The organism is Rhizobium sp. Root708 (genome assembly GCF_001429725.1).
Classification (GTDB): Bacteria; Pseudomonadota; Alphaproteobacteria; order Rhizobiales; family Rhizobiaceae; genus Rhizobium.
This window is the reverse complement of record NZ_LMHV01000034.1, coordinates 15,356-41,748: the sequence shown is the minus strand read 5'-3', so window position 1 is coordinate 41,748 and position 26,393 is coordinate 15,356. Positions and strand designations below refer to the sequence as shown.

Annotated in this window: 22 protein-coding genes and 1 tRNA gene; 14 read left to right on the top strand and 9 right to left on the bottom strand. The window is 61.0% G+C overall.

Annotation, left to right across the window (positions count from 1 at the left end):
* Positions 1 to 4 precede the first annotated feature (4 nt).
* Positions 5 to 2,074, bottom strand: coding sequence for a DNA topoisomerase IV subunit B (gene parE / locus ASE04_RS17195; protein WP_056819400.1), 2,070 nt, complete (start codon positions 2,072 to 2,074; stop codon positions 5 to 7).
* Between the two features lie 211 nt (positions 2,075 to 2,285).
* Between parE and ASE04_RS17190 the strand changes: the two genes are divergently transcribed.
* The 6 genes from ASE04_RS17190 to ASE04_RS17165 all read left to right on the top strand — a co-directional run bounded on the left by ASE04_RS17190 (position 2,286) and on the right by ASE04_RS17165 (position 9,115).
* Positions 2,286 to 3,170, top strand: coding sequence for a phospholipase (locus tag ASE04_RS17190; protein WP_056820402.1), 885 nt, complete (start codon positions 2,286 to 2,288; stop codon positions 3,168 to 3,170).
* Between the two features lie 185 nt (positions 3,171 to 3,355).
* Positions 3,356 to 4,126: a triose-phosphate isomerase gene (tpiA, locus tag ASE04_RS17185; protein WP_056819398.1), complete on the top strand. Its 771-nt coding sequence runs from the start codon at positions 3,356 to 3,358 to the stop codon at positions 4,124 to 4,126.
* 107 nt (positions 4,127 to 4,233) lie between these two features.
* On the top strand, positions 4,234 to 4,746 hold the full coding sequence (secG, locus tag ASE04_RS17180; protein WP_056819396.1) for a preprotein translocase subunit SecG: 513 nt from the start codon (positions 4,234 to 4,236) through the stop codon (positions 4,744 to 4,746).
* A gap of 141 nt (positions 4,747 to 4,887) precedes the next feature.
* Positions 4,888 to 6,516, top strand: a complete 1,629-nt coding sequence (locus ASE04_RS17175; RefSeq protein WP_056819394.1) for a CTP synthase — start codon at positions 4,888 to 4,890, stop codon at positions 6,514 to 6,516.
* Positions 6,517 to 6,585: 69 nt separating this feature from the next.
* Entirely contained in the window at positions 6,586 to 7,056 is a 471-nt protein-coding gene (locus ASE04_RS17170; protein WP_056819392.1) for an SRPBCC family protein, read from the top strand.
* A gap of 220 nt (positions 7,057 to 7,276) precedes the next feature.
* Positions 7,277 to 9,115: an ABC transporter ATP-binding protein gene (locus tag ASE04_RS17165; RefSeq protein ID WP_056819390.1), complete on the top strand. Its 1,839-nt coding sequence runs from the start codon at positions 7,277 to 7,279 to the stop codon at positions 9,113 to 9,115.
* Between the two features lie 46 nt (positions 9,116 to 9,161).
* On the opposite strand, the gene ASE04_RS17160 is transcribed toward ASE04_RS17165, so the two are convergent.
* Entirely contained in the window at positions 9,162 to 10,250 is a 1,089-nt protein-coding gene (locus ASE04_RS17160) for a citrate synthase/methylcitrate synthase (RefSeq protein ID WP_056819388.1), read from the bottom strand.
* 87 nt (positions 10,251 to 10,337) lie between these two features.
* Between ASE04_RS17160 and ASE04_RS17155 the strand changes: the two genes are divergently transcribed.
* The 5 genes from ASE04_RS17155 (at position 10,338) to ASE04_RS17135 (ending at position 16,682) form a co-directional block, all read left to right on the top strand.
* Entirely contained in the window at positions 10,338 to 11,480 is a 1,143-nt protein-coding gene (locus ASE04_RS17155) for a citrate/2-methylcitrate synthase (protein ID WP_056819386.1), read from the top strand.
* A gap of 106 nt (positions 11,481 to 11,586) precedes the next feature.
* Positions 11,587 to 12,108: a FecR domain-containing protein gene (locus ASE04_RS17150; protein WP_443216881.1), complete on the top strand. Its 522-nt coding sequence runs from the start codon at positions 11,587 to 11,589 to the stop codon at positions 12,106 to 12,108.
* A gap of 6 nt (positions 12,109 to 12,114) precedes the next feature.
* Entirely contained in the window at positions 12,115 to 13,974 is a 1,860-nt protein-coding gene (locus tag ASE04_RS17145; RefSeq protein WP_056819383.1) for a CHASE2 domain-containing protein, read from the top strand.
* A gap of 97 nt (positions 13,975 to 14,071) precedes the next feature.
* On the top strand, positions 14,072 to 15,964 hold the full coding sequence (locus tag ASE04_RS17140) for a DEAD/DEAH box helicase (protein ID WP_056819381.1): 1,893 nt from the start codon (positions 14,072 to 14,074) through the stop codon (positions 15,962 to 15,964).
* 37 nt (positions 15,965 to 16,001) lie between these two features.
* The gene (locus ASE04_RS17135; RefSeq protein WP_056819378.1) at positions 16,002 to 16,682 is read left to right on the top strand and encodes a class I SAM-dependent methyltransferase; all 681 of its coding nucleotides are present in this window, start codon (positions 16,002 to 16,004) and stop codon (positions 16,680 to 16,682) included.
* On the opposite strand, the gene ASE04_RS17130 is transcribed toward ASE04_RS17135, so the two are convergent.
* Genes ASE04_RS17130 through ASE04_RS17110 form a run of 5 tightly spaced genes read right to left on the bottom strand, consistent with a single transcriptional unit; the run spans position 16,660 to position 22,125 of the window.
* On the bottom strand, positions 16,660 to 17,877 hold the full coding sequence (locus ASE04_RS17130; protein ID WP_056819376.1) for a molybdopterin molybdotransferase MoeA: 1,218 nt from the start codon (positions 17,875 to 17,877) through the stop codon (positions 16,660 to 16,662). The genes ASE04_RS17135 and ASE04_RS17130 overlap by 23 nt on opposite strands.
* Positions 17,874 to 18,377: a cyclic pyranopterin monophosphate synthase MoaC gene (gene moaC / locus ASE04_RS17125; RefSeq protein ID WP_056819374.1), complete on the bottom strand. Its 504-nt coding sequence runs from the start codon at positions 18,375 to 18,377 to the stop codon at positions 17,874 to 17,876. Before moaC ends, ASE04_RS17130 begins: the two co-directional genes overlap by 4 nt.
* Position 18,378: 1 nt before the next feature.
* Positions 18,379 to 19,191, bottom strand: coding sequence for an indole-3-glycerol phosphate synthase TrpC (gene trpC / locus ASE04_RS17120; RefSeq protein WP_056819372.1), 813 nt, complete (start codon positions 19,189 to 19,191; stop codon positions 18,379 to 18,381).
* Between the two features lie 9 nt (positions 19,192 to 19,200).
* Positions 19,201 to 20,217, bottom strand: coding sequence for an anthranilate phosphoribosyltransferase (trpD, locus tag ASE04_RS17115; protein ID WP_056819370.1), 1,017 nt, complete (start codon positions 20,215 to 20,217; stop codon positions 19,201 to 19,203).
* Between the two features lie 15 nt (positions 20,218 to 20,232).
* Positions 20,233 to 22,125 (bottom strand): peptidylprolyl isomerase, encoded by a 1,893-nt coding sequence (locus ASE04_RS17110; protein ID WP_056819367.1) that lies wholly within the window; start codon positions 22,123 to 22,125, stop codon positions 20,233 to 20,235.
* 218 nt (positions 22,126 to 22,343) lie between these two features.
* Here ASE04_RS17110 and ASE04_RS17105 point away from each other — a divergent pair, with 218 nt between their 5' ends.
* Positions 22,344 to 22,625, top strand: coding sequence for a hypothetical protein (locus ASE04_RS17105; protein ID WP_056819365.1), 282 nt, complete (start codon positions 22,344 to 22,346; stop codon positions 22,623 to 22,625).
* Between the two features lie 66 nt (positions 22,626 to 22,691).
* Here the strand turns inward: ASE04_RS17105 and ASE04_RS17100 are convergent, their stop codons facing one another.
* Together ASE04_RS17100 and ASE04_RS32255 are read right to left on the bottom strand one after the other, a co-directional pair.
* A complete protein-coding gene (locus ASE04_RS17100) occupies positions 22,692 to 22,943 on the bottom strand; it encodes a GlsB/YeaQ/YmgE family stress response membrane protein (protein WP_056819363.1) in 252 nt (83 codons plus the stop codon).
* Between the two features lie 542 nt (positions 22,944 to 23,485).
* The gene (locus ASE04_RS32255; protein ID WP_056819361.1) at positions 23,486 to 23,770 is read right to left on the bottom strand and encodes a hypothetical protein; all 285 of its coding nucleotides are present in this window, start codon (positions 23,768 to 23,770) and stop codon (positions 23,486 to 23,488) included.
* 57 nt (positions 23,771 to 23,827) lie between these two features.
* Here ASE04_RS32255 and ASE04_RS17090 point away from each other — a divergent pair.
* Positions 23,828 to 23,917 (top strand) — tRNA-Ser (locus tag ASE04_RS17090).
* Between the two features lie 832 nt (positions 23,918 to 24,749).
* Complete coding sequence (locus tag ASE04_RS17085) at positions 24,750 to 26,348, top strand: peptide ABC transporter substrate-binding protein (RefSeq protein ID WP_056819358.1); 1,599 nt, start codon at positions 24,750 to 24,752, stop codon at positions 26,346 to 26,348.
* Positions 26,349 to 26,393 lie beyond the last annotated feature (45 nt).

Sequence of the window (26,393 nt, the reverse complement as noted above, 5' to 3'; positions counted from 1 at the left end):
CAGATCAGATGTCGAGATTTTCCGCGAAGGCGGCACGATCCTGAATGAAGCGGAAGCGTGCTTCCGGCTTCGTTCCCATCAGATCGTCGACTGCGGTCCGCGTGCCTTCGAAATCCACCTCGTCGATCAGTACCCGGAGCAGCGTACGCTTGCGGGGGTCCATCGTGGTTTCCTTGAGCTGCGCCGGCAGCATTTCGCCGAGGCCTTTGAATCGGCTGATTTCGATCTTCGCCTTGCCCTTGAACTCCGTCTCCATCAGCTCGGCGCGATGCGCGTCGTCGCGAGCATAGATGGACTTCGCACCCTGCGTGATTTTGTAGAGCGGCGGCACGGCAAGGAAGAGATGTCCGCCGCGAACGAGCTCGGGCATCTCCTGATAGAAGAAGGTAATCAGCAGGGAGGCGATGTGAGCTCCGTCGACGTCGGCATCGGTCATGACGATGACGCGCTCGTAACGGAGATCTTCCTCGCGATATTTCGAGCGGGTACCGCAACCGAGCGCCTGGCCGAGATCGGTGAGCTGCTGGTTGGCGCCGAGCTTCTCGCGGCCGGCGCTGGCGACGTTCAGGATCTTGCCGCGAAGCGGAAGGATTGCCTGATTCGCGCGGTTTCTGGCTTGCTTGGCCGAGCCGCCTGCCGAATCGCCTTCGACGATGAACAGTTCGGCGCCTTGCGCGGTGTTCTGCGCGCAATCCGCGAGCTTGCCGGGCAGTCGCAGCTTGCGCACGGCGGTCTTGCGGCTGACTTCCTTTTCCTTGCGTCGACGAAGGCGCTCTTCCGCGCGCTCGATCACCCAGTCGAGAAGCTTGGCCGTCTCGTTCGGATTGTCGGCAAGATAGTGGTCGAAGGGGTCGCGCAGCGCGTTTTCGACAATGCGCTGGGCTTCGACGGTCGCAAGCTTGTCCTTCGTCTGGCCGACGAATTCGGGCTCGCGGATGAAGACCGAAAGCATGCCGACGGCCGAGATCATCACGTCATCGGTGGTGATCTGCGCGACGCGCTTGTTTTGCGTCAGCTCGCCATAGGCCTTGAGGCCCTTGGTCAGCGCGATGCGAAGCCCGGCCTCATGCGTGCCGCCTTCGGGTGTCGGAATCGTGTTGCAGTAGGAGTGAACCTGCGGATCGCCGCCATACCAGGTGATCGCCCATTCGAGCGAGCCGTGGCCGCTAGTCTTCTCCGTCTTGCCGGCGAAGATTTCGCGGGTGACGGTGAACTCTTTTCCCATCGTCGCCTGGAGGTAGTCTTTCAGACCGCCAGGGAAATGGAAAACCGCCTTGTCAGGGATCTCGCCACCCTCGGGTACGATGCCCGGGTCGCAGCTCCACCGGATTTCGACGCCGCCGAACAGATAGGCCTTGGAGCGTGCCATCCGGAACACCCGGCCGGCATCGAACTTGGCGTGATCGCCGAAGATCTGCGGATCAGGATGGAAACGAACGCGTGTGCCCCGGCGGTTGTGAACGTCGCCGAGATCCTCAAGTCCGCCCTGCGGAATGCCGCGGGAGAAGCGCTGACGGTAGAGCTTGCGGTTGCGGGCCACTTCGACTTCGAGGACGTCGGAGAGGGCGTTGACGACCGACACACCGACGCCGTGCAGACCGCCAGAGGTCTCATATGCCTTGCCGTCGAATTTGCCGCCCGCGTGCAGCTTCGTCATGATCACTTCGAGCGTCGATTTTCCGGGAACCTGTGGATGGTTCTCGACTGGAATGCCGCGCCCGTTGTCGGTGACCGTCAGGTAGCCGTGAATGTCGAGATGAACTTCGATGAAGTTCGCATGGCCGGCGACGGCCTCGTCCATCGAGTTGTCGATGACTTCGGCGAAGAGGTGATGAAGCGCCTTTTCGTCCGTGCCGCCGATATACATGCCAGGGCGCATGCGAACCGGCTCTAGGCCTTCAAGAACCCGGATCGACGATGCGCCATATTCTTCGGTAGTCGCCGTGGGGCGTACCGGTGGCGCCGGGGCGGGCGCAGTTTCCGCGACGGCATTTGTCGCTGGTTCCGCCTTTGGCGCGTCTTCGCGCTTGGACGTCGAAGGCATTCCGGAAAAGAGATCGTTGCTATCGTCCATGAGCCGTTCAGAACTTTATCGTTGGTGGGCGGCCATCAATCGGGCCTGACCCAAATTCACCGCATTTGATGTCACGCTTACGAATCACAGAGATTGTGCCAGAAAGCACTTTCACACGCGACGCCGCCGCTCCGGGCGGATCTATTCAGAAATGGTTTGCGTTGATGGGCGCGGAATGGCAAGCGCCCAGACACATCAGGGAACCATGCGCATGCGAATGTCCACAAGTCATTGCACAATTGTCACTGCAATTGCGGCCTTTTTCCTGGCGATCGGCGCCGGAGCAGGCGCAGCAGGCGATCTGCCGCCCTTCAAGGATGATCTTTTCTCCGCGCAGACGGTGCTACAGACCTCGAGCGACGGTGCCTTCGACATCATCGACTACAACGAGATGCGCGACATCAATGGCCGCGATCAGATCCCGGAAAAGCGCGCCCAGCAGAAATACGTCTCACTCGGCGTGAAAAAACAGCAATCCGACGAAACCCTGCAGTTCGGCGCCCAAAAGCTCGATGTCACCAGGGTGGGACCTGCGAAGGGGGCGGCATTCACGGTCATCTTCATCCACGGTCGGAACGGCGACCGCCGGCTCGGCGCGAACGACTACACCTTCGGCGGAAACTTCAATCGACTGAAAAACCTCGTCGCGGGCAACGGTGGCGTCTACTATGCGCCATCGGTGAAGAGCTTCGACAGTGATGGTGTGACGGCAATCGAGGGACTGATCCGGTACGCTTCGGCGCAGTCTCCCGGCACACCGGTCGTTCTCGCATGCGCCTCGATGGGAACCCAGATCTGCTGGGGCGTCAGCCGTGATGCGGATAGCGTGAAACGGCTGACGGGAATGGTGATCATGAGCGGTGTAACCGATCCGGACTTCGCCAAGAGTCCGCTGTTCAAGGCAAGGTTGCCGATCTGGTTCGCGCATGGCAGCCGCGATCCTGTTTATGCGGCCACCGACCAACAAGCGCTCTTCGAAAAGCTTCTGAAATCAGGTTATCCGGCGCATTTCACACTTTACCAGACCGGCAACCACGGCACGCCGATTCGTATGATCGATTGGCGGCGTACGCTGAACTGGATTCTGGGATCCTGATGGACTTGGTGTGACGACCGGGGTGGGGGTGGCCCGCTGTACGACTTTCGGCACCATCGTCCGCCAATTTTAAGCATTTACGCGACAAAAACCCGATATTTCCCTTACGTAAGGGTCCGAAACCTTTTCATTGGCGGCTGCTTTTGCTAAGGCCGCTCGGTACTTGAAAGTTTGGGAAGGCTGGCATGACACCTGACGTGCGTCCGCTCGTGGCGGGAAACTGGAAAATGAACGGCACACGTGCCTCACTCGACCAGATCAAGGCGATCGCCGAAGGGGTTCAAAGCCCACTTTCTGCGAAGGTAGAAGCACTGATCTGCCCGCCGGCGACGCTGCTTTATGTCGCCACCGCGCTTTGCACCGACAGCCCGCTTGCGATCGGTGCGCAGGATTGCCACCAGAACCCGTCTGGCGCCCATACCGGCGACATTTCGGCTGAAATGATCGCGGATTGCTTTGGCACCTACGTCATCGTTGGGCATTCGGAGCGCCGTACCGACCATGCCGAGACCGACCATCTCGTTCGTGCCAAGGCCGAAGCTGCCTTCGCGGCTGAACTGACTGCGATCGTCTGCATCGGCGAAACCGCCGACGAGCGCAAGGCCGGCCAGACCCTTGATATCATCAAGCGCCAGCTTTCGGCCTCTGTGCCCGACAGCGCGACGCCTGAGAACACGGTTATCGCCTATGAGCCCGTCTGGGCGATCGGCACCGGCCTCACGCCAACTGTGGACGACGTTGAGAAGGCGCATGCCTTCATGCGTTCCGAGCTCGTTTCCCGATTCGGCGATGCGGGCAAGAAGATGCGCATCCTCTATGGCGGATCCGTCAAGCCGAGCAACGCCAAGGAGCTCATGGGCGTCGCGAACGTCGATGGCGCGCTGATCGGCGGCGCAAGCTTGAAAGCCACTGATTTCCTCGCCATCTACGGCGCATACGAGGCGTTGCTTGCTTAGAGACGTGTATATTCCGAGCTGAAGGGCTTGGAATAGCCGATTACCTCATGTAAAGAGCGCCAGAATTTTGCTTTGTGCCCGCCGTGTGTGTGGGCAGGACTGGACCCATGCAGACAGTTTTGATTGTTATTCATCTTATGATCGTGCTGGCGCTTGTCGGCGTCGTGCTTATCCAGCGTTCGGAAGGCGGCGGCCTCGGTATTGGCGGCGGTTCGGGCTTCATGTCCGCCCGTGGCACGGCCAACGCCCTGACGCGGACCACCGCGATCCTGGCGACGCTGTTCTTCATCACGTCACTCGCTCTCGGTATCCTGACGCGCTATGAAAGCCGTCCGACGGATATCCTGAACCGGATCCCGGCAACAAGCGGGCAGGGTAGCGGTATCCTCGATTCGCTGGGCGGCCAGAACGGCAACGCCACTCCGGCGCCGGCTCCGGCACCACAGAGCAGCAACGGCGTTCCGACCGGCGGTGAGGCCGCTCCGGCTCCGGCAGCACCTGCTGCTCCGGCTGCATCGGCACCTGCTGAAACGGCTCCGTCCACTCAAACTGCTCCGGCAGCACCGCAGGCAACCACGCCTGCCGCTCCGGCACCCGCCACCGTCCCAAGCGGACAGTAAGCGGCAGATAGAATAAACCGCCGGCAGGCCCCAGGGTCTGCCGGTTTTCTTTTGTTCAGATTCCCGCACTGGCACCAAAAGTTCTGGAAAAGAATTTTTGGGCTGGTGGAATCGTTTTTGAAAAGGTATCCGGTGACTCCCATGGCGCGATACGTATTCATCACTGGCGGCGTGGTTTCCTCTCTCGGTAAAGGAATTGCGGCCGCGGCTCTCGGAGCGTTGCTGCAAGCCCGTGGTTATCGGGTGCGGCTCCGCAAACTCGACCCCTATTTGAACGTGGATCCGGGCACCATGAGCCCGACCCAGCACGGCGAAGTCTTCGTCACCGACGACGGCGCGGAAACCGATCTCGATCTCGGCCACTACGAACGCTTCACGGGGCGTTCCGCGACCAAGACCGACAACATCACCACTGGCCGCATTTACAAGAACATCATCGACAAGGAACGCCGCGGCGATTACCTCGGCGCGACCGTCCAGGTCATTCCGCACGTGACCAACGAGATCAAGGATTTCGTCATCGAGGGCAATGACGACTACGACTTCGTCATCTGCGAAATCGGCGGCACTGTCGGCGATATCGAGGCTATGCCGTTCATGGAAGCGATCCGCCAGCTCGGCAACGACCTGCCGCGCGGCACCGCGATCTACGTCCACCTGACGCTGATGCCCTACATTCCGGCGGCAGGCGAGCTGAAGACCAAGCCGACGCAACACTCCGTCAAGGAACTGCAAGCACTCGGCATTCATCCCGACATCCTGCTGGTTCGCGCGGATCGCGAAATTCCGGAAGCCGAGCGTCGCAAGCTTTCGCTGTTCTGCAACGTTCGTCCGTCCGCCGTCATCCAGGCGCTCGATGTCGCCAACATCTATGACGTGCCGATCGCCTACCACAAGGAAGGCCTCGACAACGAAGTTCTGGCCGCCTTCGGCATCGAGCCGGCTCCGAAGCCGCGTCTTGATTCCTGGGAAGAGGTCTGCAATCGCATCCGCACGCCTGAGGGCGAGGTAACGATCGCGATCGTCGGCAAGTACACCGGCCTCAAGGATGCCTACAAGTCGCTGATCGAAGCGCTGCACCATGGCGGCATCGCCAACCGCGTCAAGGTCAACCTCGAGTGGATCGAGTCCGAGATTTTCGAAAAGGAAGATCCGGCGCCGTACCTCGAAAAGGTTCATGGCATCCTCGTGCCCGGCGGCTTTGGTGAGCGCGGTTCCGAAGGCAAGATCCTCGCGGCCCAGTTTGCCCGCGAACGCAACGTGCCGTATTTCGGCATCTGCTTCGGCATGCAGATGGCAGTCGTGGAAGCGGCCCGTAACCTCGCCGGCATCGAAAAGGCCTCGTCGACCGAGTTCGGCAAGACCGATGAGCCGGTCGTCGGTCTGATGACCGAATGGGTGAAGGGCAACGAACTGCAGAAGCGCAACGCTGCTGGCGATCTCGGCGGCACCATGCGGCTCGGCGCCTATAAGGCGGCCCTGAAGAAGGGGACGAAGATCTCCGATATCTACGGCTCGACCGATATTTCGGAGCGTCATCGCCACCGTTATGAAGTCAATGTCGACTACAAAGATCGTCTGGAAGGCTGCGGCCTTGTATTCTCGGGCATGTCGCCGGACGGCGTTCTCCCGGAGACCGTGGAATATCCGGATCATCCCTGGTTTATTGGCGTCCAGTACCATCCGGAGCTGAAGAGCCGGCCGCTCGATCCGCACCCGCTCTTTGCAAGCTTCATTGAAGCGGCAACTGAGCAGAGCCGCCTAGTCTGATTTCCAAGGGCCGCCTCGTTAGTTCGAGGCGGCCTTTGCAATTGGGCCGCAGCCGCTATTTTGGGTCGGATGAGCCCGACCCGCAGCACAACCGTCTCCCGCGTTATCTATGCCCCGCCATGTGCGGTCTACGCCGCCTTCCTTGATCCGCAAGCCGTGGCCACTTGGCTGCCGCCCGGCGGCATGCGCGGCATCGTGCACGAATTCGAAGGCCGGGAGGGCGGCGCGTTTTCCATGTCTCTGGTCTATCCGGAAGACGAGACTGAGATGGTTGGCAAGACGTCGGAAAAGACGGACCGCTTCTCCGGGCGATTTGCGAAGGTCATCCCGGATGCGCTCGTGGTCTGGGCGACGACGTTCGATAGTCCCGATCCCGATTTCGCAGGCGAGATGATTGTCAGCACCCACTTGCTTGCCGCTGGCAATGGCACGGAAGTGACGATGGTGACGGAAAACATTCCGCAGGGCATCCGGCTCGAAGACAACGAAATGGGCTGCCGGGAGACGCTGCAGCAACTCGCCGACTATCTAGGTGGGTGACGAGAGGATTCGGCCTGCGAGCGTGGAGGGGTTCACAGACACAGTCGGAAATGGTAGAAACTGCGGCATTCGCCGGGCTTTCCCGGCACGAAGCGACCCATGGGGAGATCGTTTGATGAAAACCAACGGCACCGGAAACAACCGCTGAACAGCGTTGCCGTTTGGGCTGCCTGTTCGGTCCATCATCAAATGACATTATCCTGCCCCATGGAGGGCCTTCATGTTTCGTCGCTTCGAAGAGCTGACTGATCCTTTCCAATCTCATGCCGATGATACGCCGCCTGATCGCGTCTGGCCGTTTATCCTCTCCACGCTGAAGCCGCTCGGCGGCATCGTCGCCGCAAGCCTGGCGCTGACCGCCATCGGCGCCGTCCTCGAGGTCTGGCTGATCGGTTATTCCGGTCGCCTGGTCGATACGCTGGCCGCCATCCGCCCCGATCAACTCTGGGAACACCATGGCAGCGAGCTGATGCTGGCCGCCTTCCTGCTGCTGGTGGTCCGCCCGGGTGCGGCCGTACTAAACGAGGGGCTCGACGATATCATCTTTCGGCCGAACGCGGTGGCAATGATCCGCTGGCGGGCGCTCCGGCATGTCAAGCGGCAATCGGTCGGATGGTTCCAGAATGATTTCTCCGGGCGCATAGCCTGGCGCGTTCAGGAACTTGGGAACAGCGCCACCGGCGTGGCCTATTCCGTCATCCACACCATCACTTACGTTGCGATTTATATCGCGGGGTCGTTCTTGCTGATGGCTTCGGTCGATATCAGGCTGGTCATCCCGATACTCATCTGGGTGGCACTTTATTTCGCGCTCATGGCCTATGTGATCCCGAGGATCCGGCAGGCGTCGCAGCGCTTCCAGGAAGCGGAATCGGCACTATCGGGCATGCTGGTCGACACCTTCTCGAATATCGACACGATCAAGCTATTTTCACGTGGTCCTGACGAGGACCGAGACAGCAGGCGTCATCTCGATACAAGCCGCCGCGCCTTCATCCGATCGCAGGTGCTGGAAGTGACGGTCAACAGCAGCATGGTGTTCCTGAGTAGCCTGCTGATGGTCAGCCTGATCGGTTATTCGATCGTGCTCTGGCAGACGGGAAGCGCGCCGCTCGGCATGGTCGCCGCCGCCATTGCCCTCGGCTTCCGTATCACAGCCATGGCCGAGTGGCTGCTGGATGCCGTGGCGTCGCTGTTCAACCATGCCGGCGCGGCGCGCGACCAGCTGCGCACCATCGCCCAGCCTATCGACATTCCCGATGCTTCCAATGCCAGAGAGCTGCAGCTCGACGGCGGGACGCTTCTCTTCGACAACGTCAGCCATCATTACGGCAAGCGGCAGGGCGGTCTCAATCATGTCAGCCTGCATGTCGCTGCGGGTGAGAAGGTGGGCCTTGTCGGTCGCTCGGGTGCGGGCAAATCGACGCTCGTCAATCTGGCGCTGCGCTTCTTCGAGGCGGAGAGCGGGCTGATTACCGTCGATGGCCAGGACATCCGCTCGGTGACACAGGAGAGCCTGCGCGGACGCTTCAGCATGGTGGCGCAGAATGTCGCGCTGCTGCACCGTTCGGTTCGCGACAACATCGCCTACGGGCGTGAGGATCTACCGCAGGCGATGGTCGAGGCAGCCGCAGCAAAGGCCCATGCGGATGGTTTCATTCCTGGCCTGCGCGATCAGGGGGGCCGCAGCGGCTATGATGCCCATGTCGGCGAACGTGGCGTGAAACTGTCAGGCGGACAGAGGCAGCGTATCGCGCTCGCCCGGGCAATCCTGAAGGACGCACCGATCCTGATTCTCGACGAAGCGACATCGGCGCTCGATTCGGAGGTTGAGGCGGCGATCCAGGACACGCTCTACGATTTCATGGAGGGCAAGACCGTGATGGCGATCGCTCACCGCCTCTCGACGATCGCACGAATGGACCGGATCGTTGTGCTGGACAATGGTCGCATTGCCGAGGAGGGCAGCCACCACGATCTGCTGGAGATGAACGGGATCTACGCACGCCTTTGGGCTCGCCAATCCGACGGATTCCTCGGCCTGGAGGTGGAAGGCTGAAACGGTGACCCGGCGATAAGTCGCCGGGTCACTTTGCGGGCAACCGTCAGGCCGCGCGCGGCAGCGGGCCGACATAGACCGATCGCGGCCGGATCAATCGACCTTCCAGGGCTTGTTCGCGGGCATGGGCGATCCACCCGACGGTCCGCCCGATTGCAAAGACACCTGTGAAGGACTCGCGCGGGAAGCCCAGCGCATCAAGCAGCAATGCCGTGTAGAACTCGACATTGACGTCGAGCGGCCTGTCCGGCTTGCGTTCGCGGAGGATCGCCAGCGCTGCCTGCTCGACCGATTCCGCAAGCTCGATCCGCCGTCGATCAACCTGACCTGCTGATACGAGTGGGCGCAGCGCCTGTTTCAGCGCATCGGCGCGGGGATCGCGGACCCTGTAGATACGATGACCAAAGCCCATGAGGCGTTCGCCCCGATCCAATGCCTCAGCCAGCCAGCCGCGTGCGTTTTCCCCGCTGCCGATAGCGTCAAGCATATCGAGAACGGGGCCGGGCGCTCCACCATGCAGGGGGCCCTTGAGGGCGCTGATCGCGGCGAGCACCGAAGAGGTAAGACCGGCACGGGTCGAGGCGATCACGCGGGAGGCGAAGGTCGAGGCGTTCAGGCCGTGATCCGAGATCGCAACGAGGTAGGCGTCGAGTGCAGACGTCTGTTCCTTGCTTGGCAGCCGTCCGGTGAGCATCCGCAGAATGTCGGCCGATTGCGACAGCTTAGCGTCCGGCTCCGTGGGCTCGCTACCGGCCTGTAGGCGGAGAATTGCCGGCAGGAAGACTGCCGGGGCCGCAAGCAGTCTCAGGGCCGCGTCGAGATCCTCGCCATCCGGCAAACGTGCGATAAGGGCGCGCAGCGCATCGACAGGCGGCAGGGCGAGCAAATCCTGATCGAGCGACTGCACATGAGCGAAGAGCTGCGTCCGCATCAAGCCCAGTTGGCCGCGCAATTCCGCCTCGCTGACCGGGCGCTCCGTCAAGCCATCGAGCAACAGAGCGGCAACGCTTTCATAGGTTGCGGTCGATGCAAGTTCATCGAGTGAGATGCCGCGAATGATCAGGCGACCAGCTTCCCCGTCCACATCCGAGAGCTGCGTTTCAGCCGCGATGACATCTTCCAAGCCGTTTTTCATGGTGTTTCTCCTTTACGCTCAAAAGGATCGAGCCTAGATTGATTGACGTCAATCTTGATGAAATAGATCAATGTGTGAGGTGCGGTCGTGTGGCTGACGGCAGAACAGGCGCTCGAAAAACTCGGCACGAAGCCACAGACGCTCTATGCAAATGTGAGCCGTGGTCGCATTCGCGCGAAGCCTGATGCCGCTGACGTCAGGCGCAGCCTCTACAACGCCGCTGACGTCATGCGGCTTGCGGAACGAAACGCCGGCCGGCGCAAAACCGAGACGGTTGCGGCGGATACGATCCAATGGGGCGATCCGGTGCTACCCTCGGCCATCTCAACGATCGTGGATGGCCGGCTCTACTATCGGGGGCGCGATGCGGCTGTATGGGCCGAGCACGCGTCACTGGAAGAGACGGCAGCGCTTCTCTGGAGCTCTGCTGCCGTTGAGACGGCGCCCGCCGCAATTTCTGAAGGCGTGCCGTCGCTCGGTCAGGCTTTCCTTCTGCTTGGGCAGAGGGCAACCCGCGATCTTCCCACACTGGGCAGGTCGCCTAAGGTGTTGAAGATCGAGGCGCAGGATGTCCTCTCGACCGTGGCGGGCGCGCTTGCCCCAGGCTCGACAAGCCTGCCATTGCACCAGCGCTTGGCAATGAGTTGGCACAGGCCGGACGCCGCTGATTGCATACGACGCGCGCTGGTTCTTCTTGCCGATCACGAGCTGAACGCGTCGACCTTCGCGACCCGGGTGACGGCCTCGTCCGGTGCGACGCTCTCCGCTGCGGTACTATCGGGCCTTTCGACCTTGACCGGGCCGCTCCATGGCGGTGCGTGGCAGGGCGTTGCGTCGTTGATCGAGGAGGTCAAGGCCGTTGGCGCCGGAGTAGCTGTGCGCAAAGCATTGGCTGAAGGGCGATCGCTCGCGGCCTTCGGCCACCCGTTGTATCCGGATGGAGACATCAGGGCCAAGGCGCTGGTTTCCCGGTTCAACATGCCCGCAAGTTACGCGGAACTTGCCGCAACGGGAGAGGAGCTCGTCGGGGAAGGGGTGAATGTCGATTTTGCTCTGACAGCCATATCGGCGGCCTTCGATCTACCCGAGAATGCGCCACTCGTGCTCTTCGCACTCGCGCGGTCGGTCGGTTGGCTTGCCCACGCGATGGAGCAGGTAGAGAGTGGTCATCTCATCCGCCCGAGGGCGCGCTACACAGGTCCGGCGATAGAGGCGACGCTTAAACTGTAGATCGCTCCCGATATTCGTTGACGTTTTCGTGCGCGTGCTTCAGCAATCGACATAGATAGGCAGCGATACGATCGCGGTTTTGACGGAGGTGACGAGTATGCATTTTATCTCCCGATTGCTTTTGGCAGTTTTCGCGTCCAGCGGCGCCATGAGCCTGCTTGCGCACGATACAGCATCCGCACAGGTGCCGGGTTGCACCATGGAGCGCGTGGCGGGAACGTCACGACAGATCATGCACTGCGATGGCGCGACGATCACCGCCGAGGGCGGTGCCCGGTTCAATGTCATCGATCGCGACCGGGACGGCAGACCCGATGCCGTATCCCTGCGAAACAAGGCGGTGCTGGTGGATGTCGATAGCGCTAGGCGCCGAGGCGGATTTGAGGTGGTGACGCCGCAGGCGATCGCCGCTGTCCGAGGCACGCGCTGGGCAGTCGATGTCAAGAATGGAACGACCTCCGTCTTCGTTGTCCGAGGGCGCGTCGCCGTCGGGCGACCTTCCTCGGGGGCGCGCGTTGTGCTCTCCGTGGGCGAGGGTGTTGACGTAACGCGAGGAAGCGACGTCCTGACCGTGCGTCGCTGGCCGCCGGCACGCGCTGCAGCCCTGCTGGCGCGTCTCGGCCAATAGCCGCCCATGCACGCCAAACGGCTTCTTGTCGCTATTTCCCTCGTCGTTGCCGTGCTCTGGGCCGGATCGCTGACCTCGTTGCATATCGCGGGCAAGCTTAGCTTTCTCGATCGCATCGAGGCATCGCTGACCGACCTCAGGAGTACGATGCTGGGTGCGCGGCAACCGCGGCCGATCGTCAGCATCATCGCAATCGACGATCGCACCGCGGCAGCTGAGGGCTATCCGCTTTCCCGGGCAAAACTTGCCGGACTCGTCGATGCCGTAGGCAAGATGAAGCCAAAGGTCATCGCGCTTGATCTCCTGCTGGTCGATCCCGGCCCAGAAGAGGGCGACGCGGCCCTTGTTACAGCCTTGACCGAGACGCCAAGCGTCATCGCCGCGGCCGGCATATTTTCGAAGAGTACCCAGACGGTGACATCCGACGCAGGCGATCCGCTTGCCGGCATCCCCGTTGCCGACAAGATCCTGCTGCCGCTCGCACGGTTCTCCGACGTCGCGGCCGTCGGTGTCGTGAACGTCTCGACCGATGATGCCGGGACGCCCCGCTACGTCCCCCTGATCTCGAGAGCGTCAGACCGGGTTTACCCGTCTTTTTCGCTGCTGGCGGCGTCCTTATCGGTCGGCGTCAATCCGGCATTCGAGCCCGGCGAACTCGCCTTGGGTGAGCGACACCTGCCAACCGATGGAGGGCAGCGCCTGCCGTTGACGTTCTATGGACCACGGGGAACGATCTCGACCTTCAGTGCGGCTGACGTCTTCGACGGCAAGCTGTCGTCGGATGCCGTGACCGACAAAGTTGTCGTCATCGGATCCACCGTCACGGGCGGCGGCGATGTTTTTCCGACGCCGTTCGATCCGATATTGCCCGGCGTCGAGGTGATGTCGACGGCGATCAATCACCTGATCGTCGGCGATAACATGGTGCGGGATCGCAGCACGCGGACAACCGATGGCGTAATTGCTCTTGCACTGCCGATATCGCTGATCCTGCTGCTTGCATGGCGAAGGAGCGCGCCGGGTTATGCCGCGATCGCCACGATCGTGGTGCTATGGGTCGGGATAAACTTGCTGGCATTCGATTACGGTTACTGGTTCAGCGCCGCACTCCCGATCGCGGCGACATTGCCGCCGCTTCTCTTGTTCGGTGCGTTGGAACTTTGGTTCGATCGACGGCGTGCGATCCATTTCGCGGCGCAGAGCGAGCTGCTGCAGCGCATCGAAGCGCCCGGAATGGGAGAATGGCTGGCCCGCGATCCCTCCTTCCTTTCGAAGCCGGTTCGGCAAGAGGCATCCGTCGTCTTCGTCGATCTTTCCGGCTTTACGGGGTTGAGCGAAGCAATTGGCGTTACCGACGTCCGCGAACTGCTAAGCGGTTTCTTCGAGCTGGTGGATGAGGTGGCCCGCGCGCACCGGGGCGCGATCACGAGCTTCATGGGCGATGGCGCCATGATTCTGTTCGGCCTGCCGCGCCCGTCCGCCGACGACGCGGCACGCGCGGCAGCCTGCGCGATCATGCTCTGCGAGCGTCTTCGGCAGTGGCTTTCCGCGCACCCCAAGCTGTCTGGCCGTAAATCCGGCTTCAAGGTCGGCGTGCATTGCGGCCCCGTCGTTGCGTCGAGGCTCGGCACCGGCAACCGGCAGCAGATCACGGCAACCGGAGATACCGTCAATGTCGCCAGCCGGCTGATGGAAGTAGCCGCGGCAAACCGTGTGGAACTCGCCGCGAGCAACGCTGTCGTCGAAGCTGCAGGTGGTAGCGCCGTTGTTTTTCGCTCCGGTCGACTGCAGGAGCCGATATCCGCGTCGATCCGTGGAAGGACCGAGGAAATCGATGTGTGGTTGTGGAGCGGACATCCGCTTTGACATTTGGCGCGTGACCAAGTAGGAACGGCACAACTTTTCTGCCGGCAAGATCTGGCACTGGCGTCCCATGCGCCTGAAAACTCCGAAAGACAGACAGATGACAGATTTTAACGGCGTCGTTCCGGCGATCGCCAAGGCGTTGGCGAAACGCGGTTACGCCGAGCTCACACCCGTTCAGAATGCTATGCTTGACCCCGAGCTGGTCGTTTCGGACGCGCTCGTTTCGGCCCGGACGGGCTCGGGCAAGACTGTTGCGTTCGGCCTTGCGCTGGCGCCGACGCTGCTTGGCGATTCCGATCGTTTTTCTTCCGCAGCCGCTCCGCTTGCGCTGGTGATCGCACCGACGCGCGAACTGGCTCTGCAGGTCAAGCGAGAGCTCGAGTGGCTGTACGAGATGACCGGCGCCGTGATCGTCAGCTGCGTTGGCGGCATGGACATCCGCAACGAGCGCCGGGCGCTTGAACGCGGCGCGCACATCGTTGTCGGTACGCCGGGACGCCTCTGCGACCATATCCGTCGCAAAGCCCTGAACATGTCTGCCTTGAAAGCCGTCGTGCTCGACGAAGCCGATGAAATGCTCGATCTCGGTTTCCGCGAGGATCTTGAATTCATCCTGGAAGAATCGCCGGATGACCGGCGCACGCTGATGTTCTCAGCGACGGTGCCTGCAGCGATAGCGAAGCTCGCCAAGAGCTACCAGCGTAACGCTGTGCGCATCACCATGGCTACGGAAGAAAAGCAGCACGGTGATATCGAATACCGGGCGCTGGTCGTTGCGCCGAGTGACCGCGAGAATGCGATCATCAACGTTCTCCGATACTACGAGGCGACGACCGCCATTGTATTCTGCTCCACCCGTGCAGCGGTCAATCATCTGACGGCACGCTTCCACAATCGCAATTTCAATGTCGTTGCCCTTTCAGGGGAGCTCACGCAGAACGAGCGCAGCCATGCATTGCAGGCGATGCGCGACGGTCGGGCGCGGGTCTGCATCGCGACCGACGTTGCCGCACGCGGTATCGATCTGCCGGGCCTGGACCTCGTGATCCATGCGGATCTCCCGACCAATCCCGAAACCTTGCTTCATCGCAGCGGACGTACTGGCCGCGCTGGGCGCAAGGGTGTGAGCGCACTGATCGTGCCGCTCAATGCTCGTCGCAAGGCCGAACGCTTGCTCGACAATGCCGGCCTTGCCGCTGAGTGGGCACGGCCGCCGTCAGCCGAGGACGTCACCGTACGTGACGAGGAGCGCCTGCTTGCCAGCCCCGTGTTCCAGGAACCTGCGCGGGACGAAGAGAAGAGCCTGATCGATCGCCTTCTGGCAACGCACGGCCCTGAGAAATTGGCCAATGCTTTTGTCAACCTCTATCGCGCGAACCAGTCTGCGCCAGAAGACCTGATCGATGTCAGCGTCCAGGACGACCGTCGCCGCCCCCGCGCCAATTCCGATGCTCCGCGCGAGCGTATCGAGAAGGCTCCCCGTGGCGAATTCGGTCCGAGCGTCTGGTTCTCATTGTCTGTTGGACGCAAGCAGAATGCCGAGCCTCGCTGGCTCATTCCGATGATCTGCCGACACGGCGATTTGACGAAGCGCGAAATCGGCGCCATCAAGATGCAGCAGGACGAGACCTTCGTCGAGATCGCGGCCGATAACGCCGAGGCCTTCCTGCACGCAACAGGTCCGAACAAGACCATGGAGCGGGGCATCCGCGTGACACGCCTGAGCGGCGTTCCGGATTTCAGCCGCCCGGCCGCTCCAAAGTCCTACGAGGGAAAGAAGACTTTCGACAGTCGCCGCGACGATCGTCCGCGCGGCGACTTCAAGAAAGGCAAGCCCGAGGGGGCTGCCGCGGACCGCGATGCGAAGCCGTGGAGCAAGAAGCCCGGGAAGCCGAAGCCGGAAGGCGCTGCGAAGTTCCAGGATAAGCCGAAATTCGACGGAAAGCCTCCGAAGGGTGGCAAGCCGAAGTTCGCAAAGAATAAGGGCTGAGCCCTGCTGGTAGCGGTCGAGACGTGGGCGTTGTTTGATGGACATTGCTTCCTTCATCACAACCAATCTACGGCTCGAGCCGTCACCGGCATCGCTTGACATCCTTCTGTACACGGCGCATCCCGGCAGTCGGCTCTCACGGCTGCAGGGAAACACCGCCGATGCCAAACCGCCGTACTGGGCCTATGGCTGGGCGGGCGGCACGGTATTGGCCCGGCATATCCTGAAGTATCCTCACATTGTCTTCGGCCGGCGCGTGCTTGATCTTGGCGCCGGTTCCGGCGTTGTCGCGATCGCAGCAGCAAAATGCGGAGCTGCGGCGGTGACCGCGGCCGAGATTGACGAGAATGCCGCAACGGCGATCCGCCTCAACGCCGCAGCAAACGGTGTTGACGTCGAAGTGCTTGTGGCCAACGTTCTGCCAATGACACCGCCGGCCGTCGACGTCATTCTCGCGGGCGATGTGTTCTACGATACCGACGTTGCCGCGGATACCCTGCCGTTTCTGGTAAAGTGCCAAGCGGTCGGCATTGATGTCCTGATCGGCGACCCGTTTCGCCGGTCTCTTCCGTCAGATCAGCTGATACTCATTGCCGAACATACCGTTCCGGATTTCGGCGGGCCGCCCGGGGATGAATGTCGGGCAGGGGTGTTCTCTATTTCGCTCGACGCAGGCAGGCTGGCAGCGGTCTCGACTAGACCAGATCCCGAAGCATGATGATCGGGCATTGACCACCGACCGGCAGTTCTGGTGCATGGGGTGGGCGAACGATCAGGCAATCCGACTGGGCAAAGATCTTCATCATCGATGAGTCCTGCTTGCCGAAAGGCTCTGCCGTGACCTTGCCGGCGGCATCACGCTGAAGCCTCGCGCGCACGTAATCCTGGCGGTGATCATTTGCCCGGAGCGCTACTGTCGTTTCCGCCATCGCATTGCGCGCAACAGCGGGCAGGGCCGCAAGCTTGCGGATCAGAGGCTCGAGAAAGAGCAGGCCGCAAACTAGGCTGGACACAGGGTTCCCCGGCAGGCCGAGCACGTGCGTGGTGCCAAGGCTGCCGACCATGAGCGGCTTTCCGGGGCGCATCGCGATCCGCCAGAAATCAAGCTCCATTCCAACGGACAGAAGCGTGGACTGGACAAGATCATGATCCCCGACCGAAGCGCCACCGAGCGTCACGATGACATCGGCTTTCGCCTGCTGCGCTTCTTCGACCGCGGCGCTGATGGCCGCGCGGTCATCAGGAACGATCCCGAGATCGAGAACTTCAGCACCGGCCTTGCGCGCGAGGGCCGCGATACCGAACGTGCTCGAGGCGATGATCTGCGCTGGCCCCGGCGCGCTTCCGGGAGAAAGCAGCTCGTCGCCCGTCGCAAGCAACGCGATCAAAGGTTTGCGCCATACGTCAAGCGTCGCATGGTTCATTCCGGCGGCAACGGTCAGGCGAGAGAAGTCGAGGACAGTGCCGGCTTTCAGCACCGTTTCGCCATCGAGGAAATCCTGGCCCCTCGGACGTACATGCTGGTTGTGGCGAACCGGATAGGTCGTCTCGATCTCATCGCCCACGCGAAGAGCGTCTTCCTGGAGCAACACACTATCGGCTCCACCGGGAACAGGAGCCCCTGTGAAGATTCGAACCGCCTGGCCTTCCCCGATCGCGCCCTCGAAGGCGTGGCCGGCGGAAGAGGTGCCAATGACCGTGAGCTTCGCGCCCGGCTGCGGCGCATCGGCGCTTCGCACTGCGTATCCGTCCATCGCCGAGGCGTCGAATGGCGGTTGCGTCAGACACGCCGACACATCGGTCGCAAGCACACGCCCGTCAGCCTCTGCCAGCGGAACGGACTCGCGTCGATCGATCGGCAAGGCGCGTGAGAGCAAACGCTCCAGAGCGTCGGAGACGGGCAGGAGGCTCATTTCTTGTGCTCCGGATGCCGAAAGTCGCCGGACTTTCCGCCTGACTTCTCAAGGAGCCGGATGCCGCCAATCTCCATTGTCCGGTCGGCGGCCTTCGCCATGTCGTAGATGGTCAGACATGCGACCGAGACGGCCGTAAGCGCTTCCATCTCAACGCCCGTCTTGCCGGTCAGCTTGGCCGTCGCTTCGACGCGCAGTCCCGGCAGTGCAGGATCCTCGCTGATGTCGACCGAAACTTTCGTCAGCATCAGCGGATGGCAAAGCGGAATGAGATTGCTCGTCTGCTTCGCGGCCATGATGCCCGCTAGGCGTGCCGTGCCGATGACGTCACCCTTCTTGGCGTTGCCCTGACGGATAAGCTCCAGCGTTGCCGCAGCCATCGTCACGTGACCTTCGGCCGTCGCAACGCGAACGGTATCGTCCTTCGCTCCCACGTCGACCATGTGAGCCTGGCCGGACGAGTCGATATGCGTCAGTCCGCCATTCCCACCGCTGCTCATGTTACTCCGCCGCCTGGGCTGCGTCACCGAACAGCAGGCTGCGCGTGGCAGCGGTAACGTCATCCTTGCGCATCAGGCTCTCGCCGACCAGGAAGGTGTTGATGCCGACATTCTGCAGCCGCTGACAATCGGCATGGGTAAAGATACCGCTTTCGCCGACCAGAAGACGCTCCGCGGGAACCGTCGCCGCAAGTTCTTCACTGACGCCAAGGCTGACTTCGAACGTCCGGAGGTTTCGGTTGTTGATGCCGATCATCGGAGAACTGAGCTTCAGAGCCCGCTCCGTCTCCTCGGCGTCATGAACCTCGACCAGCACATCCATGCCGAGGCCGAAGGCCTCATCCTCAAGGCGCTGCGCATCGGCATCCGAGAGCGAGGCCATGATCAGGAGAATGCAGTCGGCGCCCCAGGCGCGGGCTTCCTGGACCTGATAGGTGTCAAACATGAAGTCCTTGCGGAGCGCGGGCAGGAAGCAGGCCTCGCGCGCAGCCGTCAGAAACTCTGGCGCGCCCTGGAAGCTCGGCGTATCTGTCAGCACCGACAGACAGGCGGCGCCGCCAAGTTCGTAGGCGGAAGCCAGGGACGGCGGATCGAAATCCGGCCGGATCAACCCCTTGGAGGGGCTGGCCTTCTTGATTTCCGCGATCAAACCATATTTGCCGGCGTCGCGCTTTGCGACCAGCGACCGGTAGAAGCCGCGCGGCGCGGACTGTCCAGCCTGCATCGCCTTGAGATCGGCCAGCGTCACCTTGGACTTCGCAGCCGCGATCTCTTCGCGCTTGTAAAGTTCGATCTTCTTCAGAATATCGGTCATCGGTTCATCCTAGTCGATATCATTCGACACGGCGATCAGTTTATCGAGGGCCACTGCCGTGGCGCCGCTGTCGAGCGACTGCGTGGCAAGTCGCATCCCGTCGCTGAGCAATTCCGTCTTGCCGGAAATGACGAGCGACGCCGCCGCGTTGGCGAGCGCGATATCGCGATAGGCATTTCGTGCCCCACCGAGAACATCGCGCAGCGCAGCCGCATTGACCACACCATCGCCGCCCTTGATTGCTTCGAGCTGGCATTGCTCGACGCCGAAATCGGCTGGCGACAGCTCGAACGTTCTGATTTTGCCGTTCTCCAGAGCCGCGACGCTCGTCGTTCCCGTCGTCGTGATTTCATCGAGACCGTTGCCATGAACGACCCAAACGCTCTCCGAACCGAGGTCCCGCATGACTTCGGCGATCGGCACGACCCATTGTGGCGCAAAGACCCCGAGCAACTGCCGACGGACTCCGGCCGGATTGGACAGCGGACCGAGCAGGTTGAAGATGGTCCGCGTACCGAGTTCGACCCGCGACGGGCCGACATGGCGCATTGCGGAATGGTGCTGCTGCGCGAACATGAAGCCGACACCGGCTTCATGGATGCACCGGGAAATGATCTCGGGCGTGACGTCGAGCTTTACACCGAGCGCGGCAAGACTATCGGCCGCGCCCGACTTGGAGCTCAGTGCGCGGTTGCCGTGCTTTGCTACCGGCACGCCGGCGCCGGCCACGATCAAGGCGGCAAGCGTCGAAATGTTATAGGTCCCGCTTGCGTCGCCGCCCGTTCCGACGATGTCGATGGCATCGGCAGGCGCTTCGACGGTGAGCATCTTCGAGCGCATCGTCGTCACGGCGCCGACGATCTCATCGACCGTCTCGCCGCGAACGCGCAGAGCCATCAGAAAGCCGCCAATCTGCGAAGGCGTTGCCTGCCCCGACATCAGAATGTCGAACGCCTGCCGCGCCTCCTCACGCGTCAATGGTTCGCGGCTCGCGGCCTTCGCCAAAAGCGGTTTCAGATCGCTCATGCGTTGCGCTCTCCCTTAGCGGACGGATGCCTGTTCTGCGAGTGCCTGGTTGACCGTGGCGCCGTACTGCGTCTGCAACAGGTTGACCATCTGATCGAGAATGTCATCGCCGGCGGCGTTCGCCATTGCGGTGATCTGCTGGTCCTGGTTGGCAAGCACGTCGCCCGTCGGCTCGGTGTTCACTTCCGTAACCTTCAGCAGAATCTGCGTCGTCGCATCGGCACCGACGGCGTTGGCAACGGTATCGACCGGGCCGGTGAAGGCAGCATTGACGCCGCCGTTTCCGAGAACCGGGTCATCGGAACCCCGCGTGATGCCGCTCTTGGTCTCGACGGAAATTCCGAGCGGGGCCGCGATATCGGCAAGCGAAGTACCCTTCTGGGCTTGCTGCTTCAGTTCCTCGGCCTTCTTGGCGAGTTCTGCCTTCTGCTGTTCGGCGGTCCACTCGGCGACAGCCTTGTCATGCACTTCGGCGAGCGGGCGGTCGCGCTCTGGCGTGACGTCGCGGACGTCGAACCAGAGGTAGCCATCGGTTCCGATCGACAGCGACGGCACGTCGGCACCGGCTTCCGCGCGGAAGGCGGCAGCAAGTACCTGCTGCTTCGACGGAATGTCCTTCACCTCGTTGCCGCCCTTGTCGAGCCCGGCCGAATCCACGGCATCGACGACAACGGCCTTGAGCTTCAACTGATCGGCGATCTGCTCCAGCGTCGAACCAGAGCCGCGCATGTCTTCGATCTGGTCATGCACGTTGATCAGCTCCTGCGACGCGTTGGAGACCGCAAGCTGCTTGCGGATTTCGTCCTTGACCTCGTCGAGCGTCTTGGCGTTCTCGGGCTTGATATTGCTGATGCGCAGGATTACCGGACCGAACGTGCCGTCGATGACGGGTGTCGTGCCGCCATTTCTGGTGACGGCAAAGGCGGCGTCCGCGACCGCCTGATCGGGAACCTTGTCCTTGGAAAACTCTCCAAGCATCACGTCGCTGGCCGTCTTGCCCTGATCGGTAACCAGCTGATCGAACGTTGTCCCGATCTTCAGCGCGTTTGATGCGGCGTTCGCCAGGTCTTTGTTCTGGAACGTCAGTTGCTCGACGGTCCGCGTCTCAGGAATGCGATAGCTGTCCTTGTGCTTGTCGAACTCTTCGCGGATTTGATCGTCGGTAACCGATGCAGCGTCGGCGATATCTTCCGGCTGAAGTTTCAGATAGGCGATCTTGCGGTATTCAGGCGCGCGATAGTGCGGCTTCGCACCTTCGAACCACTTGTTGAGAACGTCGTCTGCGGGCGCCTTGATCGGTTCTATGTTGGCGTTGGTGAGCAGCAGATAGTCCACGCCACGGCTTTCCTGGCGATAGAGCTTCAGCGCGTCGACCAGCGTCTTCGGTGCCGTGAAGCCGTTGGAGATCGCATCGACGATCTGGCTCCGAACCGCAACCTTGCTGCGCTCCTTGATATAGTCCTCTTCGCGAATGCCGGCGTTGCGCAGGCGCGACGTAAACAGCGTGCGGTCGAACTGGCCGTTGACGGCCTTGAAGGCCGGATCGTCGCCGATGAGCTTTGCAAGACGATCCTGGGACAGGCCGAGATTCATGTCGTCGGCCAGCTGGTCAAGCGATGCGCCGGCAACGAGCTGTGCCAACACCTGCTGTTCCACACCGAACGCCCGCGCCTGATCGGGTGTCAGGCGCATGCCGAACTGTTGGCTGAGGTTTGCGACCTGCCGCTGATAGGCGAGGCGGAACTCGTTCACGTCGACGTGCTGATCACCAACCGATACGACAGTCGTGCTGTTGCCGCCGCTAATCAAGGAACGGGAAACGCCCCAGATGCCGAAAGAGGCGACCAGAAGCAGCATGAGGAGCTTGGCGACCCAGGTGTGGGCGGCTCTTCGCAGAATATCGAACATCGAAACGCAAACCTCGCATTCTTTTTACCCGCTTTCGGGCAAAGCAATCGACGTTCCTTAGAACAAACCTCTGAGGAAATGAAGGGTTATCGCGTGAAAACATCTGCGCTATATCAGCGGCTGCCTCCGGCATCCCGGTCGCAACAAATGGCTCGCCTTTCGGAACCTTTGGTGCGGCTACCACGTTGAACAGCATCCCGAACAAAGAGGAGCAGACAATGGCCGATTTGAAAACCGCCTCCACCCAGTCTACAGCAGCGCGCGTGAAGGCGGAAATCGCAGCGGACGACCTTTCGGCACAGGTCGCCGCGTTGCGTGAGGATCTTGCTCGGCTGTCCGAAAGCGTGGTTGCGCTGGGGCAGGGCGCCAAGACCGCTGTCGCGGACGAGGCCTCTGTCATGACGGAGCGCGTGCGCGACAAGGTTCGCGAAGAGCCCCTCTTCGCGCTCGCGGTGACGGCAGGCGTAGCCTATTTGTTCGGACTTATGAGCCGTCGATAATTTTTTGAAATAGTCGCACTGGAAGGGCCGAACGGATAACCGTTCGGCCCTTTGTGGTCTGGAAAATTAACGTCGTATGATGCGCCCGAGCGCAATCAGCAGGCAGGCGCCGACAAACCCCGCGATCAAATAACCAATCCAGCCCCCGAGCGCCACGCCAAATCCCGCGAGGATGGCATTGGCGATGATCGCGCCGACAATGCCGAGCAGGATATTCATCAGAATACCCATGTTGCTGTTCATGAATTTCTCGGCGAGCCACCCGGCTATACCGCCGATGATAATGGCTGCAAACCAGCCGACGCCTGCGCTTTCCATAATGTATATCCTTTTCGAAGAAAGAGACATCAATGTCGAGAATATGCGGCATGAAGGTGCGGCGATGAACAGTAGAGATTTCTGACTATACTCAGGCTTTCGCCGCAATCATTGCCGTATCTAAGTAGATAGGCACGAGCTTGACTGCAGCAAGGGTCGCGCAAAACAGGCTCTGAATGCTGCAGTGCGGCATTCGCCGGCAGCAAACGACCCGATCTCGCGTCCTTTCCGCAAAATGCAACCTTGTGGGGATTTTATGAAATTACTCGACGTTATGTCGAGTAATCACGACGCGAGAGTCTGGCAGACAATCAGCGCGCAGCGAAAGCACTGATGAGCCGTCTAAACGCGGAAAGGCGCCGGAGGCCAATCTCCTTGAATTTCGTAGGCTCTTGCCTTTCGCATGGCGGTTTTAGGGCTCGGTTACGAGCACGTGAGTGTAGTCAAAATGGCGCACCCCCCATTGAAATGAATCTTTATTTCAGCAACCTCTTGCTCAACCTTTAATCTATGTCATGGTAGCTATCTGGAAATGAGGGGTATCAGTCATGATTAATCTTCAGTCTGCCGATAAGCACGCTGCCCATGATCAACGCCTGCTGGATTGCCGCGCCGAGGTCGAACCCGCGCTGCACCGCATCATTGAAGATGCTCAGCAGCAGGGCTGGGCTCCAGCGGAAGTCGCGATGGCGATAGCGGACGCCGCCGACGATTTCATTCTGCTTCTCGCGACGCGAAAGACCACAGCTCACTGATCCGGCGTCGAGTTCACTCAGACAGCTGCCGTTGCCAACCCACGGCAGCTGTTGACGACGCGCATGGGTCACTATAAAGCCTGACATCGTTCGCGACCGTTGCTCCACATCGAGTGCGGTTGCAGGTCAGGAAGAGTGTCCGAGTGGTTTAAGGAACCGGTCTTGAAAACCGGCGTGCGGGAGACCGTACCGTGGGTTCGAATCCCACCTCTTCCGCCACAAATCGATCTCACAACAAGTTCTCACGAGCGCTTTGCATCGCGGGTCTCCAGCCAAGTTCTCCGATGCAATCATTCGGCTGGATAACGCCGCCGAAGAATCAACACGCGTTGCTTGTCGCTCAGGAACTTTTGGGTGCGGCGTCCGTTTCATATACGCAACGCCCCACATTTGAACGTTGCGCGGACTGGTTGGAACCCATCCCAGCAGTCCAAAAAGGCCCGGCGCATAGCCCAAGCGCCGGGCTTTCTCGTTCATGGAACCATCTGGCGTTTCCGCCATTGAAACCGTAGCGGCGCTTTCCTGTAGTGTCGCCCAATCGGTGATCAACCTCAAATCGTCGGTTGGAACTAATAAGCCCGGTGCCGGTCCCTCCGCGCCGGGCTTTCAGATTCGCGTCGCTGAAATCTATCGCAGCGCAGTCGGTTCGAACCTTACTGTTTTATCTGGATGTGGGCGCGATCGTAGTTTTCCACTGGTGGAGGAACGACGCCCAGAGGTTGCGCTGACCGTTCGGCGGTGTGTCCAGCTCACCGCTTCCGTACTACCAAAACCAATAGTGCCAGATCAGCTCAATTCTCATAAGCGGAAAAGAAGTACGCGCGTCGCATTACGGACATTGCGCCGAGGACTTTTTAAACGGCGAAAAGTTGCTTGGCCGCCGTCGCTGACACAGATGTAAGGGGTGCCATTCTTGAGGGAGATCAAGGGTTGTATTCCCGTCGCCGACGTCGAGGCGAGAGAAGGCGGCGCGCAAAATGCCTTGATTTCTCGAATTTTATGGCTTTCACTCCGGCAACTCTATGTAGAACAACAAAAGGGGAAAACAAAAATGGGATCCAGAATACTCAAGCTTCACACCGCCTTTTTGCTCGGCGCCGTCCTTCTTGGAAGCACGCCCGCCTTGGCCGAAACGGTCCTCCATCGCGGCAATGCCGGCGAACCTCAGACGCTCGACCAGGCGCATACTTCGATCAATATCGAAGAGTTCATTCTGAAGGATCTGTACGAGGGGCTGACCATCTACGATGCATCCGGCAAGATCGTGCCGGGCGCTGCCGAATCGTGGACGTTGTCCGACGATGCGCTAACCTACACGTTTAAGCTGCGCCAGGACGCGAAGTGGTCCGACGGCTCGCCGGTCACGGCTGACGATTTCGTCTTCTCGTTCCAGCGCGTCGAGGATCCGAAGACCGCGGCCGAATATGCCAACATTCTCTATCCGATCAAAAACGGAGAGAAGGTGAACAAGGGCGGGCTTGCTGCCGCGGAACTCGGCGTCAAGGCCGTTGATGCGAAGACTTTGGAGATCAAGGTCGAGCGGCCGACGCCGTTCTTCCTCGAGCTTCTGGCGCACCAGACGGCACTGCCGGTTTCCAAGGCCAGTGTCGAGAAGAACGGCGCCGACTTTGTGAAGCCCGGCGTGATGGTCTCGAACGGTGCCTTCAAGCTCGTGAGCCACGTTCCGAACGACAACCTCGTCGTCGAGAAGAACCCCAGCTATTGGGACGCGGCCAATGTGAAGCTCGACAAGGTCGTCTTCTATCCGATCGACGATCAGGCAGCATCGGTTCGTCGCTTCGAAGCGAAGGAAATGGATCTCGTCTATAACTTCTCGGCAGACCAGATCGATCGCCTGCGCACATCCTATTCGGACCAGGTGCACGTCTCGCCGACCCTTGCCACTTACTACTATGCTTTCGACAGCCGCCAGGAGCCATACAGCGACGTTCGCGTGCGCCGCGCTCTTTCCATGGCGGTCGACCGCGATTTCCTGGCAAAGGAAATCTATAGCGGGTCGCAGATTCCGGCCTATTCGCTAGTTCCGCCCGGTATCGATACCTATGGCGCTCCGGCCAAGGCCGATTTCGCCGATGTTTCGCAGCTCGATCGCGAGGACAAGGCAATCGAGCTGATGAAGGAGGCGGGCTACGGTGACGGCGGCAAGCCGCTGAACATCGAAATCCGCTACAATACCAATCCGAACCACGAGCGAGTTGCCACTGCCGTTGCCGACATGTGGAAGAACACCTTCAAAGCCAAGGTGTCGCTGGTGAACCTGGATGTTTCCTCGCACTACGCGTATCTGCAGGAAGGCGGCAAGTTCAACGTCGCACGAGCCGGCTGGGTTGCCGACTATGCGGATGCCGAGAACTTCCTGGCGCTCAATCTCAGCACCAACAAGACGTTCAATTACGGTCATTACGAAAGCCCGGAGTTCGACGCCTTGATGGCGAAGTCCTATGCGGAGACCGACCCGGCCGCGCGTTCGAAGCTGCTGCATGAGGCCGAGACGCATCTGATGGCCGACCAGCCGGTCGCGCCGCTCCTGACCCAGGCTGACCTTTGGCTTGTCTCGAGCCGCGTGCAGGGCTGGCATGACAATGCCGCCAATCAGCACCTGAGCCGTTTCCTGAGCGTTTCCCAGTAATAGACTGGCGCAAGCGGCGCACGAGCGAGAGCCCGTGCGCCGTAG

Coding starts and splice junctions, on each gene's coding strand:
- parE (WP_056819400.1), bottom strand. CDS start 2,074: ATGGACGATAGCAACGATCTCTTTTCCGGAATGCCTTCGACGTCCAAG.
- ASE04_RS17190 (WP_056820402.1), top strand. CDS start 2,286: ATGCGAATGTCCACAAGTCATTGCACAATTGTCACTGCAATTGCGGCC.
- tpiA (WP_056819398.1), top strand. CDS start 3,356: ATGACACCTGACGTGCGTCCGCTCGTGGCGGGAAACTGGAAAATGAAC.
- secG (WP_056819396.1), top strand. CDS start 4,234: ATGCAGACAGTTTTGATTGTTATTCATCTTATGATCGTGCTGGCGCTT.
- ASE04_RS17175 (WP_056819394.1), top strand. CDS start 4,888: ATGGCGCGATACGTATTCATCACTGGCGGCGTGGTTTCCTCTCTCGGT.
- ASE04_RS17170 (WP_056819392.1), top strand. CDS start 6,586: ATGAGCCCGACCCGCAGCACAACCGTCTCCCGCGTTATCTATGCCCCG.
- ASE04_RS17165 (WP_056819390.1), top strand. CDS start 7,277: ATGTTTCGTCGCTTCGAAGAGCTGACTGATCCTTTCCAATCTCATGCC.
- ASE04_RS17160 (WP_056819388.1), bottom strand. CDS start 10,250: ATGAAAAACGGCTTGGAAGATGTCATCGCGGCTGAAACGCAGCTCTCG.
- ASE04_RS17145 (WP_056819383.1), top strand. CDS start 12,115: ATGCACGCCAAACGGCTTCTTGTCGCTATTTCCCTCGTCGTTGCCGTG.
- ASE04_RS17140 (WP_056819381.1), top strand. CDS start 14,072: ATGACAGATTTTAACGGCGTCGTTCCGGCGATCGCCAAGGCGTTGGCG.
- ASE04_RS17135 (WP_056819378.1), top strand. CDS start 16,002: ATGGACATTGCTTCCTTCATCACAACCAATCTACGGCTCGAGCCGTCA.
- ASE04_RS17130 (WP_056819376.1), bottom strand. CDS start 17,877: ATGAGCCTCCTGCCCGTCTCCGACGCTCTGGAGCGTTTGCTCTCACGC.
- moaC (WP_056819374.1), bottom strand. CDS start 18,377: ATGAGCAGCGGTGGGAATGGCGGACTGACGCATATCGACTCGTCCGGC.
- trpC (WP_056819372.1), bottom strand. CDS start 19,191: ATGACCGATATTCTGAAGAAGATCGAACTTTACAAGCGCGAAGAGATC.
- trpD (WP_056819370.1), bottom strand. CDS start 20,217: ATGAGCGATCTGAAACCGCTTTTGGCGAAGGCCGCGAGCCGCGAACCA.
- ASE04_RS17110 (WP_056819367.1), bottom strand. CDS start 22,125: ATGTTCGATATTCTGCGAAGAGCCGCCCACACCTGGGTCGCCAAGCTC.
- ASE04_RS17105 (WP_056819365.1), top strand. CDS start 22,344: ATGGCCGATTTGAAAACCGCCTCCACCCAGTCTACAGCAGCGCGCGTG.
- ASE04_RS17100 (WP_056819363.1), bottom strand. CDS start 22,943: ATGGAAAGCGCAGGCGTCGGCTGGTTTGCAGCCATTATCATCGGCGGT.
- ASE04_RS17085 (WP_056819358.1), top strand. CDS start 24,750: ATGGGATCCAGAATACTCAAGCTTCACACCGCCTTTTTGCTCGGCGCC.